This window comes from Streptacidiphilus sp. P02-A3a (assembly GCF_014084105.1).
In the GTDB taxonomy this organism is placed as follows: Bacteria; Actinomycetota; Actinomycetes; order Streptomycetales; family Streptomycetaceae; genus Streptacidiphilus.
The window spans coordinates 7,745,484-7,760,219 of record NZ_CP048289.1 but is presented as its reverse complement, the minus strand read 5'-3'; the positions used below and the strand labels follow the sequence as shown (position 1 = coordinate 7,760,219).

The following is a 14,736-nucleotide window of genomic DNA, read 5'->3' as shown; positions in this document are numbered from 1 at the left end:
GGCGGCGTTGTCGGCGCGGCAGGCCACAATGGTCCCCATGGACTCTCTCGCCGACCCGCACCTGCGGTTCGAACCTGTCGTCAGCGACCCCACCGGCCCCCGCGAACTGGTGATCCTCGGTTCCACCGGTTCCATCGGGACCCAGGCCATCGATGTGGTGCTGCGCAATCCGGAGCGGTTCCGGGTGGTCGGCCTGTCCGCCGCCGGGGGCCGGGTGGAGCTGCTGGCCGAGCAGGCGCTGCGGCTCGGGGTGGACACGGTCGCGGTGGCCCGGACGGAGGCGGTGGAGCCGCTGCGGGCGGCGCTGCGGGCGCAGGCCGCGCCCGGGCAGCGGCTGCCGGAGATCACCGCCGGGCCGGACGCGGCGACCGAACTGGCCGGATCCGCGTGCCACTCGGTGCTGAACGGCATCACCGGGTCCATCGGCCTGGCGCCGACGCTGGCCGCGCTGGCCGCCGGGCGGGTGCTGGTGCTCGCCAACAAGGAGTCGCTGATCGTCGGCGGGCCGCTGGTCAAGGCCCTCGCCGAGCCGGGCCAGATCGTCCCGGTCGACTCGGAGCACACCGCGCTGTTCCAGTGCCTGATGGCCGGGGCCAAGCGGGAGGTGCGCAAGCTGGTGGTCACCGCCAGCGGCGGCCCGTTCCGCGGCCGGACCAGGGAGCAGCTGGCCGGGGTCACCCCGGAGCAGGCGCTGGCCCACCCGAACTGGGACATGGGCCCGGTGATCACGATCAACTCGGCGACCCTGGTCAACAAGGGGCTTGAGGTGATCGAGGCGCACCTGCTCTACGACATCCCGTTCGAGCGGATCGAGGTGGTGGTCCATCCGCAGTCGGTGATCCACTCGATGGTGGAGTTCACCGACGGCTCGACGCTGGCGCAGGCCAGCCCGCCGGACATGCGGATGCCGCTGTCGCTCGGCATCGGCTGGCCGGACCGGGTGCCGGACGCCGCCCCCGCGATCGACTGGACCAAGGCGTCGACCTGGGAGTTCGAGCCGCTGGACACCGACGCCTTCCCCTCGGTCGGTCTGGCCCGCGAGGTCGGCACGCTGGGCGGGACCGCCCCGGCCGTGTTCAACGCCGCGAACGAGGAGTGCGTGGAGGCCTTCCGCCAGGGGCGGCTGCCGTTCACAGGGATCGTGGATACCGTGGCCAAGGTGGTCGCCGAACACGGCACACCCGACCGGGGAACCCCGCTGACCCTGGACGACGTCCTGGCAGCGGAAGCCTGGGCCCGCGCCACCACCGCGGCGTATGTGAGGGAGGAAGGCGGCCGATGACGGCACTGATGATGGTGATCGGCGTTGTGATCTTCGCGCTCGGACTGCTGGTCTCGATCGCGTGGCACGAGCTCGGTCACCTGACCTGGGCGAAGCTCTTCAAGATCCGGGTGCCGCAGTACATGGTCGGCTTCGGTCCGACCATCTGGTCGCGGAAGCGGGGCGAGACCGAGTACGGCATCAAGGCCATCCCGATGGGTGGCTACATCCGCATGATCGGGATGTTCCCCCGGGGGCCGACGGCAAGGTCGTGGCCCGCAGCAGCTCGCCCTGGCGCAGCATGATCGAGGACGCCCGCGAGCAGTCCTACGAGGAGCTGCTGCCCGGCGACGACACCCGGCTGTTCTACACCCGCAAGCCGTGGCAGCGGGTCATCGTGATGTTCGGTGGCCCGTTCATGAACCTGATCCTGGCAGTCGGGCTGTTCCTGGTGCTGTTCATGGGCTTCGGCCAGCCCACCCCGGTACCCACCGTGCAGAGCGTGTACAAGTGCGTGGTCAGCGCCGCCGACACCGCCGCGACCAGCACCACCTGCCCGAAGGGCGCCGCGAACACCCCCGCCTACGACGCCGGGATCGAGCCGGGGGACACCATCGTCGCCTTCGACGGCGACCCGATCCACGACTACACCCGGCTGCAGAGCGACATCCGCGACTCGACCGGGAAGACCGTGCCGATCGTGGTCGAGCGGGACGGCTCCAAGCTCACCCGCCAGGCCAAGATCGTCAGCAACGAGCTCTACAGCCCGAACGCCACCTCCGCCACCGGCAAGCTGGCCCCGGCCGGGTTCCTCGGCATCGTGCCGCAGGAGCCCACGGTCGGCCTGGGCTTCGGCGCGACCGTGGACAAGATGGGCGGGCTCGCCAAGTCCAGCGTCGACTCGGTGGCCGCGCTGCCGTCGAAGATCCCGGCGCTGTGGGACTCCGCCTTCGAGGGCAAGCCGCGCACCGCCGACCAGCCGGTCGGCATCGTCGGCGTGGCCCGGGTCGGCGGCGACGTGTTCGCGGCCAAGGCGCCGATGGTGGACAAGCTGGCCACCGAGATCTCGCTGCTGGCCGGGCTGAACCTGTCGCTGTTCCTGCTGAACATGCTGCCGCTGCTGCCGCTGGACGGCGGACACATCGCCGGGGCGCTGTGGGAGGCGCTGCGGCGCAACTCGGCCCGGGTGTTCCGGCGTCCCGACCCGGGCCCGTTCGACGTCGCCAAGCTGATGCCGTTGGCGTACGTGGTGGCCGGGGTGTTCCTCTGCTTCACCGTGCTGGTGATGATCGCCGACGTGGTGAACCCGGTCAGCCTGAGCTGACCGGGTGGAAGCGGCGCGGCGGCGGCCCCGACGGGCGCTGCCGCGCCGCTCCGGAGTTCAGCCCGGTCGGCCCGGTGGCGTACGGTTGGGCCGGGAGCGCTGGGGTCTTTCCGGCGTACCCGGTCGCCCGGGACAACCGGTCGGACCGCCGCCTCACCTTGGGGAACACACCAGAGATGACCGCGATCTCGCTCGGAATGCCGTCCACCCCGCTCAAGCCGCTCGCCGTGCGGCGCAAGAGCCGTCAGATCATGGTCGGTTCGGTGCCGGTGGGTGGTGACGCGCCGGTGTCGGTGCAGTCGATGACCACGACGTTGACCTCGGATGTGAACGCGACGTTGCAGCAGATCGCGGAGCTGACGGCGTCGGGTTGCCAGATCGTGCGGGTGGCGTGTCCCTCGCAGGACGACGCGGACGCGTTGGCGACGATCGCGCGCAAGTCGCAGATCCCGGTGATCGCGGACATCCACTTCCAGCCGAAGTACGTGTTCGCGGCGATCGACGCGGGGTGCGCGGCGGTGCGGGTGAACCCGGGGAACATCCGGCAGTTCGACGACAAGGTCAAGGAGATCGCGAAGGCGGCGGGGGACGCCGGGGTGCCGATCCGGATCGGGGTGAACGCGGGTTCGTTGGACCGGCGGCTGCTGGAGAAGTACGGCAGGGCCACGCCGGAGGCGTTGGTGGAGTCGGCGCTGTGGGAGTGCTCGTTGTTCGAGGAGCACGGGTTCCGGGACATCAAGATCTCGGTGAAGCACAACGACCCGGTGGTGATGATCGCGGCGTACCGGTTGCTGGCGGCGTCGTGTGACTACCCGTTGCACCTGGGGGTGACCGAGGCCGGTCCGGCGTTCCAGGGGACGATCAAGTCGGCGGTGGCGTTCGGGGCGTTGCTGGCGGAGGGGATCGGGGACACGATCCGGGTCTCGTTGTCGGCGCCGCCGGCGGAGGAGATCAAGGTGGGGAACCAGATCCTGGAGTCGTTGAACCTGCGGCAGCGGGGTCTGGAGATCGTGTCGTGCCCGTCGTGCGGGCGGGCGCAGGTGGACGTGTACAAGCTGGCGGAGGAGGTCACCGCGGGGCTTGAGGGGATGGAGGTGCCGTTGCGGGTGGCGGTGATGGGGTGTGTGGTGAACGGTCCGGGGGAGGCGCGGGAGGCCGACCTGGGGGTGGCGTCGGGCAACGGCAAGGGTCAGATCTTCGTCAAGGGCGAGGTGATCAAGACGGTGCCGGAGTCGAAGATCGTGGAGACCCTGATCGAGGAGGCCCTGAAGCTGGCCGAGGAGATGCAGGCCGACGGCGTCGCCTCCGGCGAGCCCTCCGTCAAGGTCAGCGAGTAGCCGTGGCACGGCGGCGGAATCCGGCCCCGGACCGGATCCGCCGCCCCCGCCCCCTTGCTCTCGGCCCGGCAACGGGTAGGGTGCGTCCGTGCTGAGCAGTGCGGTGACGTCCACCCGGGTCCTGGAAGCCGACGACCTCCAGGCAGCCATCGAGGTGCTCGACCGCGACCCCGTCGCCAATGCCTTCGTCGCCGCCCGTGTCGCCATCGCCGGGCTTGATTCCTGGCGCCTCGGCGGCGAGATGTGGGGCTGGTTCGACGGCGGGCGGCTGGAGGCGCTGTGCTACGCCGGGGCCAACCTGGTGCCGCTGAGCGCCGGTCCGGAGGCGGTCCGGGCCTTCGCCGAGCGCGCCCGCCGCCAGGGCCGCCGCTGCTCCTCCATCGTCGGCCCGGCCGACGCCACCGCCGAGCTCTGGGCCCGGCTGGAGCCCAGCTGGGGCCCGGCCCGCGAGGTCCGGCCCAACCAGCCGCTGATGGCGACCTGGGAGCCCTCCACCGAGATCGCCCCCGACCCGCGGGTCCGGCAGGTCCGGCGGGACGAGATGGACCTGCTGCTGCCCGCCTGCGTGGCCATGTTCACCGAGGAGGTCGGTGTCTCCCCGCTGGCCGGGGACGGCGGCCTGCACTACCGGGCGCGGATCGCCGAGCTGGTCACCACCGGCCGCGCGTTCGCCCGGTTCGAGGCCGGACAGGTGGTCTTCAAGGCCGAGATCGGCGCGGTCACCGCCCGGGCCTGCCAGATCCAGGGCGTCTGGGTGGAACCCGGGCACCGGGGGCGCGGGCACTCCGAGAGCGGCATGGCCGCCATCGTCGAGTACGCCCTGCGCGAGGTCGCGCCGGTGGTCAGCCTGTACGTCAACGACTTCAACACGGTGGCCAGGGCCGCCTACCGGCGGGTGGGGTTCTCCGAGGTCGGCACCTTCATGAGCGTGCTGTTCTGAGCCCCGAGCGCGGCCCCCGAGCGCGGGAGACTGTCCGCTCACTGGCCGAACCGGTAGCGTCCCCACCCATGGACGACGTCACCATCGAGCCCTTCGACCTCGCCGGTCGGGCCCACGAGGCCCTGGCCGTCCAGGCCGCCGCCTTCGGCCTCAGCGACGAGGAGGTCGCGGTGCGGCTGCAGATCGTCGGGCGGCACGCGCTGGTTCCCGGGGTGCGCGCCTTCGGCGCGCTGGTCCGCGGCCGCCGCGGCTCCGCCGGGCGGCTGGTCGGCTTCGCCTACGGGATGCCCAACGACCGCTCGCACTGGTGGAGTTCGGTGATCGAACCGTATCTGGAGGCGAACGGCCACGGCGTCTGGCTGGACCAGTCCTTCGCCGTCACCGAGCTGCACGTCCACCCGAACTACCAGGGCCTGGGCTTCGGGCGGCGGTTGATCACCACCCTGTGCGGCGGCTCCGGCCTGCCGCGGAGCATCCTGTCCGCGGTGGACCACGACACCCCGGCCCGGACGCTCTACCGCTCTCTCGGCTACCAGGACCTGGCCCGGCGGGTGATGTTCCCGAACACCCCCGTGCCCTACGCGGTGATGGGCGCTCCGCTGCCGTTCCCGCCGCGCCCCTGAGCGTCGGCCGAGGCACCGGCCGGGAGCTTCGCGGGCAGCGTGGCCAGCAGCCGGAAGCCCTTCTGCCACGGGCCGGCCTCCAGCGTCCCGCCGACGGCGGCCAGCCGCTCGGTCAGCCCGCGCAGCCCGTTGCCGCCGCCGACCTGCTCGGCGGTGCCGGTGCCGTCGTCGCTGATGCTCAGCCGGACCGGGTCCGCGCCCCGCTCCACGCTGATCTCGCAGCGCTTCGCCCCGCTGTGCCGGACCACGTTGGTGACCCCCTCGCGGACGATCCACGCCAGCAGCTTCTCGGCCTGGGCGGTCAACTGCGGCCCGGACTCGCGCACCACCGGCTCGATCCTGGCCGCGCCGAGCAGTGAGCGGGCCCGGTCCAGCTCCTCCGCCAGGCTGGTCTCCCGGTAGCCGGTGACCGCCTCGCGGATCTCGGCCAGCGCCTGACGGCTGATCTGCTCGATGGACTCGGCCTCGGCCGCGGCCCGCTCCGGGTCGCGCGGCGCCAGCCGGCGCACCGCCTCGGCCTTGATCGCGACCACCGACATGGTCTGCCCGAGCAGGTCGTGCAGGTCGCGGCTGAACCGCAGCCGCTCGTCCGCGACCGCGACCCGGGCCAGCTCCCGCCGGGTCTCCTTGAGCTGGGCGACCACGTTGAACAGCTTCAGCATCACGAACACGATGCCCCCGGCCATCAGGCAGCTGGTACAGGTGCTGACGATGGCGGAGTCGTCGCCGCGCATGTACGCGGTGAACGCGCCGAGCGCGGTGACGCCGAGGATCACCACCGGGCCGCCCCGGTTCGGCACCACCACCGCGCAGACCACCGCCAGCAGCGCGTACAGCACCAGCGCGTGCGGCAGCGAGCCCGCCACCGCGCCGGTCACCGGCACCATCAGCAGCGCCAGGGCCAGCGGCAGCCGCCCGTTCTGGAGCCGGGGCATGAAGCCGACCACGATGGTCGCGCAGTAGAGCAGCGCGAACAGGCCCAGACCGGCCAGCGCGTAGCTGGGACGGGGGTATTCGCCACGCAGCACCCCGGACGCCGGGGCCAGCGTCATCAGCACCCAGGGCAGCAGGGCGTACTGGTTGAAGCCGTTGATCTTGTCGATCTCAGCGTCGCTGATCGGCTTGCGGCGGGGACGTCCGGCCACGGGCGGATCCTCTCGAACAACGGGGTCTCGTCGGGGCGGGGTGCCGCGCGGTGGCCTGCGGCTACAGCATCGCGGCGAAATCGAGGTACAGCTCGGCAGCCCCAGTATCGCCGACGTCCAGGCAGCGCAGTCCGGTTGCGGTGGTCCGCACCAGCGTCCAGCCGCGCAGCCGCTCGCGATCCACGTCGACCGCGTCCGACAGCTGCCGCAGCCGCCGCCGGGCGGCGGACTGCGGCCCCGGACTTCCGGAGAGCGTATCCAGCCGGTCCTGGGCCAGCCAAGCAAGATCGTACGCACGTTCGCCGACCAGCGGGTCCGGATCGATCGCCAGCCAGGGGGCGCGGTCGCCCGCGAGCACGTTGCCGTGGTGGAAGTCGCCGTGCAGCAGCAGCTGTTCGGGCTGGTCGGCGAGCAGCCCGGCGGCGGTCTCCAGCGCCTCGTCGAGCAGCGGTCGGAGCTCCGCCACGAGCGGGCCGGGCCGGGGGTCGCGCAGCGGCGCGCACAGCTCGGCGGCGTGCTCGGCGAGGGTGGTGAACGGGGACTCCGGCGGCGGGGCGACCCAGAGCCGCTGCAACGTGCCCGCCGCCTCCAGCATCGCCCGGGACTCCGCCAGCGAGCGCAGCGGCACCTCCCCGTGCAGCCGCTCCAGCAGCAGCGCGCCGTCCTCCGGCGCCGCCGCCAGCAGCCGCACCGCGCCCCGGCCGTTCCAGTGCGCGAGCGCGGCGTGCTCCTGGGCCGAGGCCGGTCCCGGCGCGGCCAGCTTGAGCGCCGCCGGGGTGCCGTCGGCGCGCCGCACGTACAGCACCAGCCCGGCCCGGCCGCCCGGCTGGACCACCCGATCCACGGTCAGCTCCCACCGCCGCACGGCGGCGGCCAGCAGCTCCGGCAGCGCCGCGAGCCAGGCCGCCCCCGGCTCTCCGGCCCCCGCGGCGACCGCCTCCCGCAGCCGGGACGGGACGGTGAACTGCTGCTCGGCCGACGTCATGCTGTTCCCTTGCTCGCGGACCCCCGTGCTGCTGCCGGTCCATTGTGGGCCAGCCGACCGCACGCCGGGCGCGGGCCCGGCGGCGTCAGTGCGGCGCGCCGCGCTCCGGCAGGCCGGGGAAGGCGCTGCCGACGCCGCCCCAGGCCAGCGCGGCCACGGCGGACCCCTGCAGGGCCGAGGCCAGCGCGGTGCGCAGCGGCCCGGTCGTGGCCTGCACCCCGTTGGCGTACACCGCCGCCAGCCGCTCCTCCAGCAGCGCCGCCAGCCGGACGGCGGCGGCCGGGCCGGTCACCGGGAACGGCAGCTCGTAGCCGGGGGCGGCGGCGGCCGGCGTGGCCGCGGCGGCGCTGATCCGCTGCTGGAGCAGCCCGCCCCGGGCCTGGTGCGCCACCAGCGCGGCCCCGGCCCGGTTCCGGTCGGCGCCGCCGAGCTGCGCCCCTATCACCCCGTAGCCGTAGACCGCCGCGTTCTCGGCGGCCAGCGCCGCCTGCAGCGCGGTCAGCGCGGCCCCGGTCAGCGCGCCGCCGACGGGCAGCGGGACGGCGGCCGGGGCGCTGCCGCCGAGCAGGACCGCGTGCTGCGCGCCGCCCGCGGCGACCGCGGCGATCAGCCGGGCCAGCGCCGGGGAGGCGGCCAGCAGGTCGGCGCCCCGGCCCTGGGCGGTGGCCGCCTCGGCCGCCGCCAGCGCGGCGGTGGTGGGCGCGGCGGCGGTGGGCGCGGGCGCGGGCGCGGTGGCGGAACTGGTGGCGGGGGTGGCGGGGGTGACCTGGCTTTGGCCGAAAGCGGTCAGCTGCGCCGCGAGCTGGGACCGCAGCGGGCGCAGCCGGGCGGCGGTGGCCGGGTGCGCCGCCGCCAGTGCCGCGTCGTACCGGGCCGCCAGCGCCTCGGTGGCCCGCAGCTCGCGCAGTCTCACGGCGGTGTCGGGGTCGATCTCGGCGGCCGGGCGGGCCGGACGCCCGGTACCCGAGCTGCGGGCCGCCGCCGTGCCGCAGGCGGTCAGCAGGCCGAGCATCCCGGCGCCGAGCAGGGCGCGGCGACGTACGGGGGCAGGGGGGAGCGTGGTCACGAGCGAGGACGCTACCGCCTGCACCGATCGTCCGGGCGGGGGGCACCTGATGTGGCCGAATCGGTGGTTCGGCCCAGTTGCGGATAAGCTGGGCTCCGTTCTTTGCGACCTTCCAGACAACAGCACACGCGGCCGAGGAGTCACCCGGATGACCACCACCCAGAACGAACGGCTGCAGGAGCTGCTGGAACCGCTTGCCACCGCCGCCGGTGTGGACCTGGAAGAGGTCACCCTGAGCAAGGTCGGCGGCAGCCGGGTGCTGGACGTGGTCGTGGACGCCGACGGCGGCATCGACCTGGACCTGGTGTCCGACCTGGCCCGCGAGATCGGCGAGGCGCTGGACACCCCCGAGGGCTCGGCGGTGCTGGGCGACGCCGAGTACCGGCTGGAGGTCGGCTCCCCGGGCGTGGACCGGCTGCTGACCCTGCCCCGCCACTGGCGACGCGCGCTCACCCGACTGGTGAAGGCGCAGCTGGAGCCGGGCGGCGAGGTCGTCGGCCGGGTGGTCGAGGTGGACGACGAGGGTGTGCTGCTGGAGATCCCGCCGGTCAAGGGCCGCGGGAAGACCACCCAGCGGCGGGTGGCCTTCGGCGAGATCGCCAAGGCCCGGGTCCAGGTGGAGTTCAACCGCAAGAGCGGCGACGCGGCCCTCGACGAGGCCGACGCCGACACTGACGCCGACGCATAGCCGTCACCAGAGGTAACCACAGGCCGGAGCCCGGAGCGGCTCCCGGCCCACCGGCGTATCCAGCCGGATTTTGAGCATGTTCCGAACAGAAGTAGAGGAGGCGTAGCCGTGGACATCGATATGAGTGCCCTGCGTAGGTTGGTGCAGGAACGGGAGATCAAGTTCGACCTGCTGGTCCAGGCGATCGAGTCGGCCCTCCTCATTGCGTACCACCGCACTGAGGGCTCCCGCCGCAACGCCCGGGTCGAGCTGGACCGGGCGACCGGCCATGTCACGGTCTGGGCGAAGGAGGAGGCCGACGAGGTCGCCGAGGGGGCCACCCCGCGCGAGTTCGACGACACCCCGGGCGGTTTCGGCCGGATCGCGGCCAGCACCGCCAAGCAGGTCATCCTGCAGCGGCTGCGCGACGCCGAGGAGGAGCTGACCTTCGGCGAGTACGCCGGGCGCGAGGGCGACATCGTCACCGGTGTCGTCCAGCAGGGCAAGGACCCGAAGAACGTGCTGGTGGACATCGGCAAGATCGAGGCGATCCTGCCCGCCCAGGAGCAGGTCCCGGGTGAGGACTACAAGCACGGGCTGCGGCTCAAGTGCTACGTGGTGGCGGTCCGCCGCGGTGTCCGCGGCCCCTCGGTGACGCTCTCGCGGACCCACCCCAACCTGGTCCGCCAGCTGTTCGCGCTGGAGGTCCCGGAGATCGCGGACGGCTCGGTGGAGATCGCCGCCATCGCCCGCGAGGCCGGTTTCCGCAGCAAGATCGCGGTGTGGACGGGCAAGTCCGGGCTCAACGCCAAGGGCGCCTGCATCGGCCCGATGGGCGGCCGGGTGCGCGCGGTGATGGCCGAACTGCTCGGCGAGAAGATCGACATCGTGGACTGGTCGGACGACCCGGCCGAGATGGTGGCCAACGCGCTGTCGCCCGCACGGGTGACCCGGGTGGAGATCGTCGACTACGACTCCCGCTCGGCCCGGGTGACCGTGCCCGACTACCAGTTGTCGCTGGCGATCGGCAAGGAGGGCCAGAACGCCCGGCTCGCCGCCCGGCTCACCGGCTGGCGGATCGACATCCGGCCGGACGTCGAGGCCGAGCCGACGGACTGACGAGAACCGACCCTTACCCGGTCCTGACCGGTAACGGGTTCGAAGTGATGACCATCAGAGGGGTAGACTTGGATGTGTCTGGCCGGACGCGTGACCGATCATGCCCAGAGGGTAGCCCGCAGCGTACCTGCGTAGGGTGTCGGAAGCGCGTCGCCAAACATGATCTGCTGCGTGTGACGGCGGTCGGGGACGCCTGCGTTCCGGACCCCCGGGGCACGCTGCCCGGTCGGGGAGCGCACCTGCACCCCGTACCGGAGTGCCTCGACCTGGCGCTGCGCCGCCGGGCGTTCCCGCGGGCGTTCCGCTCGTCGGGACCGCTCGACACCGCGGCACTTCAGCGGTATGTCGGGGCACTGCCCGTGGCAGGGCATCCGTAGGACACGTACGCAGTCACCGTGCCCCATGCACGGTGGCCGAGCAAGGTACCTCGCGAGTTCGAAAGTAGGTCGAGATTGCGATGAGCACTCGATGAGTACGCGATGAGTACGAGCATGAAGTAGCGACGGTCCGGCGGAACACCCGGACCTCAAAGGAGCGAAGTGGCTAAGGTCCGGGTATACGAACTCGCCAAGGATTTGGGCGTGGAGAGCAAGGTCGTCATGGCCAAGCTCCAAGAGCTCGGTGAGTTCGTTCGTTCGGCGTCCTCGACGATCGAGGCGCCGGTTGTACGTAAGTTGGAAGTTGCCTTCGGAGGGTCCTCGACCCCCGCGAAGCCCGCGTCGGCGAGCAAGCCGGCGCCCCCCAGGCCGGCGGGCTCCGCGCCCACCCCGGCCCCCCGTCCGGGCGCCCCGCGCCCCACGGCCGGTCCGCGCCCCCCGGCGCCGGGTCCGCGTCCGGTCGCCGCCGAGGCGGCTGCCGCTGCCCCGGCCGCGCCCGCCGCTCCGGCCGCGCCGCGTCCGGCCTCCGGCCCGCGCCCGGGTGCTCCGGCGCCGCGTCCGGTGGCTCCGGCCGCCGAGTTCTCCGCGCCGCCGGCCGCCGAGGCGGCTGCCGCTGCCCCGGCCGCGCCCGCCGCTCCGGCCGCGCCGCGTCCGGCCTCCGGCCCGCGCCCCGGTGCTCCGGCGCCGCGTCCGGCCGCGACCCCGGGCGCACGCCCGTCCGGTCCGCGCCCCGGCAACAACCCGTTCACCTCCAGCAACACCGGCATGTCGCGCCCCGGCGCGCGTCCGGCAGGCCCCGGCGGCGAGCGTTCCGGCGCTCCGCGGCCGAGTGGCGACCGTCCGGCCGGGGCCCCGCGTCCCGGCGGTGACCGTCCCGAGCGTTCCGGTGCCCCGCGTCCCGGTGGCGACCGTCCGGCGGGCGCCCCGCGTCCCGGTGGCGACCGTCCCGAGCGTTCCGGTGCCCCGCGTCCCGGTGGCGACCGTCCGGCCCGTCCGGCCGGCGACCGTCCCGGTGGCGCTCCCGGCGGGATGCCGCGTCCCCAGGGCGGCCCCCGTCCCGGTGGCCCGTCCCCGTCCGGCATGCCCCGCCCGAACCCGGGCATGATGCCGCAGCGTCCGGCCGCCCCCGGCGGTCCCGGTCGTCCCGGCCCCGGCGGTCGTGGCCCCGGTGGCCCCGGCGGCCGTCCGGCCGGTCCGGGCGGCGCCGGTGGCGCGCGTCCCGGCTTCCAGGGCCGTCCGGCCGGTCCGGGCGCCCGCCCGGCCGGTGGCGGCTTCGCCGGTCGCCCGGGTGGCGGCGGCGGTGGCGGTGGCGGCGGCTTCGGTCCGCGCCCCGGCGGCTTCGGCGGGCGTCCCGGTGGCCCGGGCGCTCGTGGCGGCACGCAGGGTGCGTTCGGCCGCGGCCCGAACGGCCGTCCGGCGCGTGGACGCAAGTCGAAGCGTCAGCGTCGTCAGGAATACGAGTCGATGCAGGCTCCGTCGATCGGTGGCGTGATGCTGCCGCGCGGCAACGGCCAGACGGTCCGGCTGTCGCACGGTGCTTCGCTGACCGACTTCGCGGAGAAGATCAACGCCAACCCGGCCGCGCTGGTCTCGGTGATGCTCAACCTTGAGCAGATGGTCACCGCGACCCAGTCCGTCCCCGACGAGACGTTGCAGCTGCTCGCCGACGAGATGGGCTTCGTCCTGGAGATCGTCAGCCGTGACGACGAGGACCGTGAGCTGCTGGAGTCGTTCGACATCGACTTCGGCGAGGACGAGGGCGACGAGACCGACCTCATGTCGCGTCCGCCGGTGGTCACCGTCATGGGTCACGTCGACCACGGCAAGACCCGCCTGCTCGACGCGATCCGCAAGACCAACGTGGTCGCGGGCGAGGCCGGTGGCATCACCCAGCACATCGGTGCCTACCAGGTGACGACCGAGGTGAACGGCGAAGAGCGTGCCATCACCTTCATCGACACCCCCGGTCACGAGGCGTTCTCCGCCATGCGTGCCCGTGGTGCCAAGTCCACCGACATCGCGATCCTGGTGGTCGCGGCCAACGACGGCGTCATGCCGCAGACGGTCGAGGCGTTGAACCACGCCCAGGCCGCCGGTGTGCCGATCGTGGTCGCGGTCAACAAGATCGACGTCGAGGGCGCCGACCCGACCAAGGTGCGCGGTCAGCTCACCGAGTTCGGTCTGGTGGCCGAGGAGTACGGCGGCGACACCATGTTCGTCGACATCTCCGCCCGTCAGGGCCTCAACATCGACCAGCTGCTCGAAGCCGTCGTGCTCACCGCCGACGCCTCGCTGGACCTGCGCGCCAACCCCGAGCAGGACGCCCAGGGCATCGCGATCGAGGCCCACCTGGACAAGGGGCGCGGCGCCATGGCGACCGTCCTGGTCCAGCGCGGCACGCTGCGCGTCGGCGACTCGGTCGCCGTCGGCGACGCCCACGGCCGGGTGCGCGCCATGCTCGACGAGAACGGCAAGAACGTGCTTGAGGCGGGTCCGTCCCGTCCGGTGCTGCTCCTCGGCCTCACCTCGGTGCCCCGCGCCGGCGACAGCTTCATCGTCGTCGACGACGACCGCACCGCGCGGCAGATCGCGGAGAAGCGCTCGGCCCGTGACCGCAACGCCATGTTCGCCCGCCGTCCGATGCGGATCTCCCTGGAGAACCTGGACAAGGCGATCGCGGCCGGCGGCATCCAGCAGCTCAACCTCATCATCAAGGGCGATGTCTCCGGTTCGGTGGAGGCCCTGGAGGACGCGCTGGTCAAGCTGGACGTCGGCGAAGAGGTCGAGCTGCGCATCCTGCACCGCGGTGTGGGTGCGATCACCGAGTCCGACGTCGACCTGGCCATGGGCTCCGAAGCCATCATCATCGGCTTCAACGTCCGCGCCGAGGGCCGTGCCCGCACGGCGGCCGACAAGGAAGGCGTGGACGTCCGGTACTACTCGATCATCTACCAGGCGATCGAGGAGATCGAGGCGGCACTCAAGGGCCTGCTCAAGCCGGAGTACGAGGAGGCGCGTCTCGGTTCCGCCGAGGTCCGCGAGGTCTTCCGCTCCAGCAAGTTCGGCAACATCGCGGGTGTCATCGTCCGCGAGGGCCTGCTGCGCCGCAACGCCAAGGCCCGCCTCATCCGCGACGGAAAGGTCGTGGCGGAGTCCCTCACCATCGAGGGCCTGCGCCGCTTCAAGGACGACGCGACCGAGGTCCGTGAGGGCTTCGAGGCCGGTGTCACCCTGGGGTCGTTCAACGACATCAAGGTCGACGACGTCATCGAGACCTACGAGATGCGCGAGAAGCCGCGCGCGTAAGCCCGGCTGAACGGCCGGGGCCGGTCGGCACCGTGCCGGGATTCCGGGGGGAGACCCCCGGAATCCGGACACGGAAACATGTCGACCGGCCCCGGCCGTTTGTCGTAGCGTGGCGCTTATCAGGCAGGACCCTTCGAGGCCCCCAGGTCGGCGTGACCTGTACCACATGTTCATCGGAACACTCACCTTCGATCTGCTTCTCGGCGACGTCCACTCGTTGAAGGAGAAGCGTTCGATCGTGCGGCCCATCGTGGCCGAACTACAGCGCAAGTACGGCGTCTGCGCTGCGGAGACCGGAAACCAGGAGCTCCACCGGCGGGCCGAGATCGGCCTGGCCGTGGTGTCCGGGGAGGTCGGCCACGCGGCCGGGATCCTGGACAGCTGCGAGCGGCTGGTCTCCGGCCACCCCGAGGTCCAGTTGCTGGCGGCCCGCCGCCGACTGCTGGACGACGAGGACGAGTGACTGCTCGACCTGGTGCCGTACAGCACAATCAGACATGGCATCCCTAGGTGGATGCGGCCGGGTACTGTGCCTTCCCGGGGGATGCCCCCGGACTCCCGAGGTGCGCAGTCCCGGAGACCGACG

At 72.9% G+C, this 14,736-nt stretch carries 12 protein-coding genes and 1 pseudogene; 10 read left to right on the top strand and 3 right to left on the bottom strand.

The window, feature by feature from the left end; translation table 11 throughout:
* The first annotated feature begins 37 nt into the window (after nucleotides 1–37).
* The 5 genes and pseudogenes from dxr to GXP74_RS32585 all read left to right on the top strand — a co-directional run bounded on the left by dxr (nucleotide 38) and on the right by GXP74_RS32585 (nucleotide 5,485).
* Nucleotides 38–1,282 (top strand): 1-deoxy-D-xylulose-5-phosphate reductoisomerase, encoded by a 1,245-nt coding sequence (dxr, locus tag GXP74_RS32605; protein ID WP_182454856.1) that lies wholly within the window; start codon nucleotides 38–40, stop codon nucleotides 1,280–1,282.
* Nucleotides 1,279–2,585, top strand: a pseudogene (locus tag GXP74_RS32600) (RIP metalloprotease). The gene dxr and the pseudogene GXP74_RS32600 overlap by 4 nt, the downstream one beginning before the upstream one ends.
* Nucleotides 2,586–2,761: 176 nt before the next feature.
* A complete protein-coding gene (ispG, locus tag GXP74_RS32595) occupies nucleotides 2,762–3,922 on the top strand; it encodes a flavodoxin-dependent (E)-4-hydroxy-3-methylbut-2-enyl-diphosphate synthase (protein WP_182454855.1) in 1,161 nt (386 codons plus the stop codon).
* 91 nt (nucleotides 3,923–4,013) lie between these two features.
* Nucleotides 4,014–4,862: a GNAT family N-acetyltransferase gene (locus tag GXP74_RS32590; protein ID WP_370468573.1), complete on the top strand. Its 849-nt coding sequence runs from the start codon at nucleotides 4,014–4,016 to the stop codon at nucleotides 4,860–4,862.
* A gap of 68 nt (nucleotides 4,863–4,930) precedes the next feature.
* Entirely contained in the window at nucleotides 4,931–5,485 is a 555-nt protein-coding gene (locus GXP74_RS32585) for a GNAT family N-acetyltransferase (protein ID WP_182454853.1), read from the top strand.
* Here GXP74_RS32585 and GXP74_RS32580 read toward each other — a convergent pair.
* From GXP74_RS32580 to GXP74_RS32570, 3 genes are all read right to left on the bottom strand, one after another.
* A complete protein-coding gene (locus GXP74_RS32580; RefSeq protein ID WP_225448365.1) occupies nucleotides 5,440–6,630 on the bottom strand; it encodes a sensor histidine kinase in 1,191 nt (396 codons plus the stop codon). The genes GXP74_RS32585 and GXP74_RS32580 overlap by 46 nt on opposite strands.
* Nucleotides 6,631–6,691: 61 nt before the next feature.
* Nucleotides 6,692–7,615 carry an aminoglycoside phosphotransferase family protein gene (locus GXP74_RS32575; protein WP_182454852.1) on the bottom strand — a complete coding sequence of 308 codons (924 nt, stop codon included), beginning with the start codon at nucleotides 7,613–7,615 and terminating at the stop codon, nucleotides 6,692–6,694.
* 85 nt (nucleotides 7,616–7,700) lie between these two features.
* A complete protein-coding gene (locus tag GXP74_RS32570) occupies nucleotides 7,701–8,681 on the bottom strand; it encodes a DUF4439 domain-containing protein (protein WP_225448364.1) in 981 nt (326 codons plus the stop codon).
* Nucleotides 8,682–8,829: 148 nt separating this feature from the next.
* Between GXP74_RS32570 and rimP the strand changes: the two genes are divergently transcribed.
* The 5 genes from rimP to GXP74_RS32545 all read left to right on the top strand — a co-directional run bounded on the left by rimP (nucleotide 8,830) and on the right by GXP74_RS32545 (nucleotide 14,613).
* Nucleotides 8,830–9,369 (top strand): ribosome maturation factor RimP, encoded by a 540-nt coding sequence (rimP, locus tag GXP74_RS32565; RefSeq protein ID WP_182454851.1) that lies wholly within the window; start codon nucleotides 8,830–8,832, stop codon nucleotides 9,367–9,369.
* Between the two features lie 108 nt (nucleotides 9,370–9,477).
* Nucleotides 9,478–10,467, top strand: coding sequence for a transcription termination factor NusA (gene nusA, locus GXP74_RS32560; protein ID WP_182454850.1), 990 nt, complete (start codon nucleotides 9,478–9,480; stop codon nucleotides 10,465–10,467).
* 74 nt (nucleotides 10,468–10,541) lie between these two features.
* Complete coding sequence (locus tag GXP74_RS32555) at nucleotides 10,542–10,844, top strand: YlxR family protein (RefSeq protein ID WP_182456791.1); 303 nt, start codon at nucleotides 10,542–10,544, stop codon at nucleotides 10,842–10,844.
* A gap of 162 nt (nucleotides 10,845–11,006) precedes the next feature.
* Complete coding sequence (gene infB, locus GXP74_RS32550; protein ID WP_182454849.1) at nucleotides 11,007–14,150, top strand: translation initiation factor IF-2; 3,144 nt, start codon at nucleotides 11,007–11,009, stop codon at nucleotides 14,148–14,150.
* Nucleotides 14,151–14,316: 166 nt separating this feature from the next.
* Nucleotides 14,317–14,613 (top strand): DUF503 domain-containing protein, encoded by a 297-nt coding sequence (locus tag GXP74_RS32545; RefSeq protein WP_182454848.1) that lies wholly within the window; start codon nucleotides 14,317–14,319, stop codon nucleotides 14,611–14,613.
* The last annotated feature ends 123 nt before the right edge of the window (nucleotides 14,614–14,736 follow it).

Bases quoted from the DNA above. Each gene is read 5' to 3' on its own strand.
- dxr (WP_182454856.1), top strand. From the start codon at position 38: ATGGACTCTCTCGCCGACCCGCACCTGCGGTTCGAACCTGTCGTCAGC.
- GXP74_RS32545 (WP_182454848.1), top strand. From the start codon at position 14,317: ATGTTCATCGGAACACTCACCTTCGATCTGCTTCTCGGCGACGTCCAC.
- GXP74_RS32585 (WP_182454853.1), top strand. From the start codon at position 4,931: ATGGACGACGTCACCATCGAGCCCTTCGACCTCGCCGGTCGGGCCCAC.
- ispG (WP_182454855.1), top strand. From the start codon at position 2,762: ATGACCGCGATCTCGCTCGGAATGCCGTCCACCCCGCTCAAGCCGCTC.
- rimP (WP_182454851.1), top strand. From the start codon at position 8,830: ATGACCACCACCCAGAACGAACGGCTGCAGGAGCTGCTGGAACCGCTT.
- GXP74_RS32575 (WP_182454852.1), bottom strand. From the start codon at position 7,615: ATGACGTCGGCCGAGCAGCAGTTCACCGTCCCGTCCCGGCTGCGGGAG.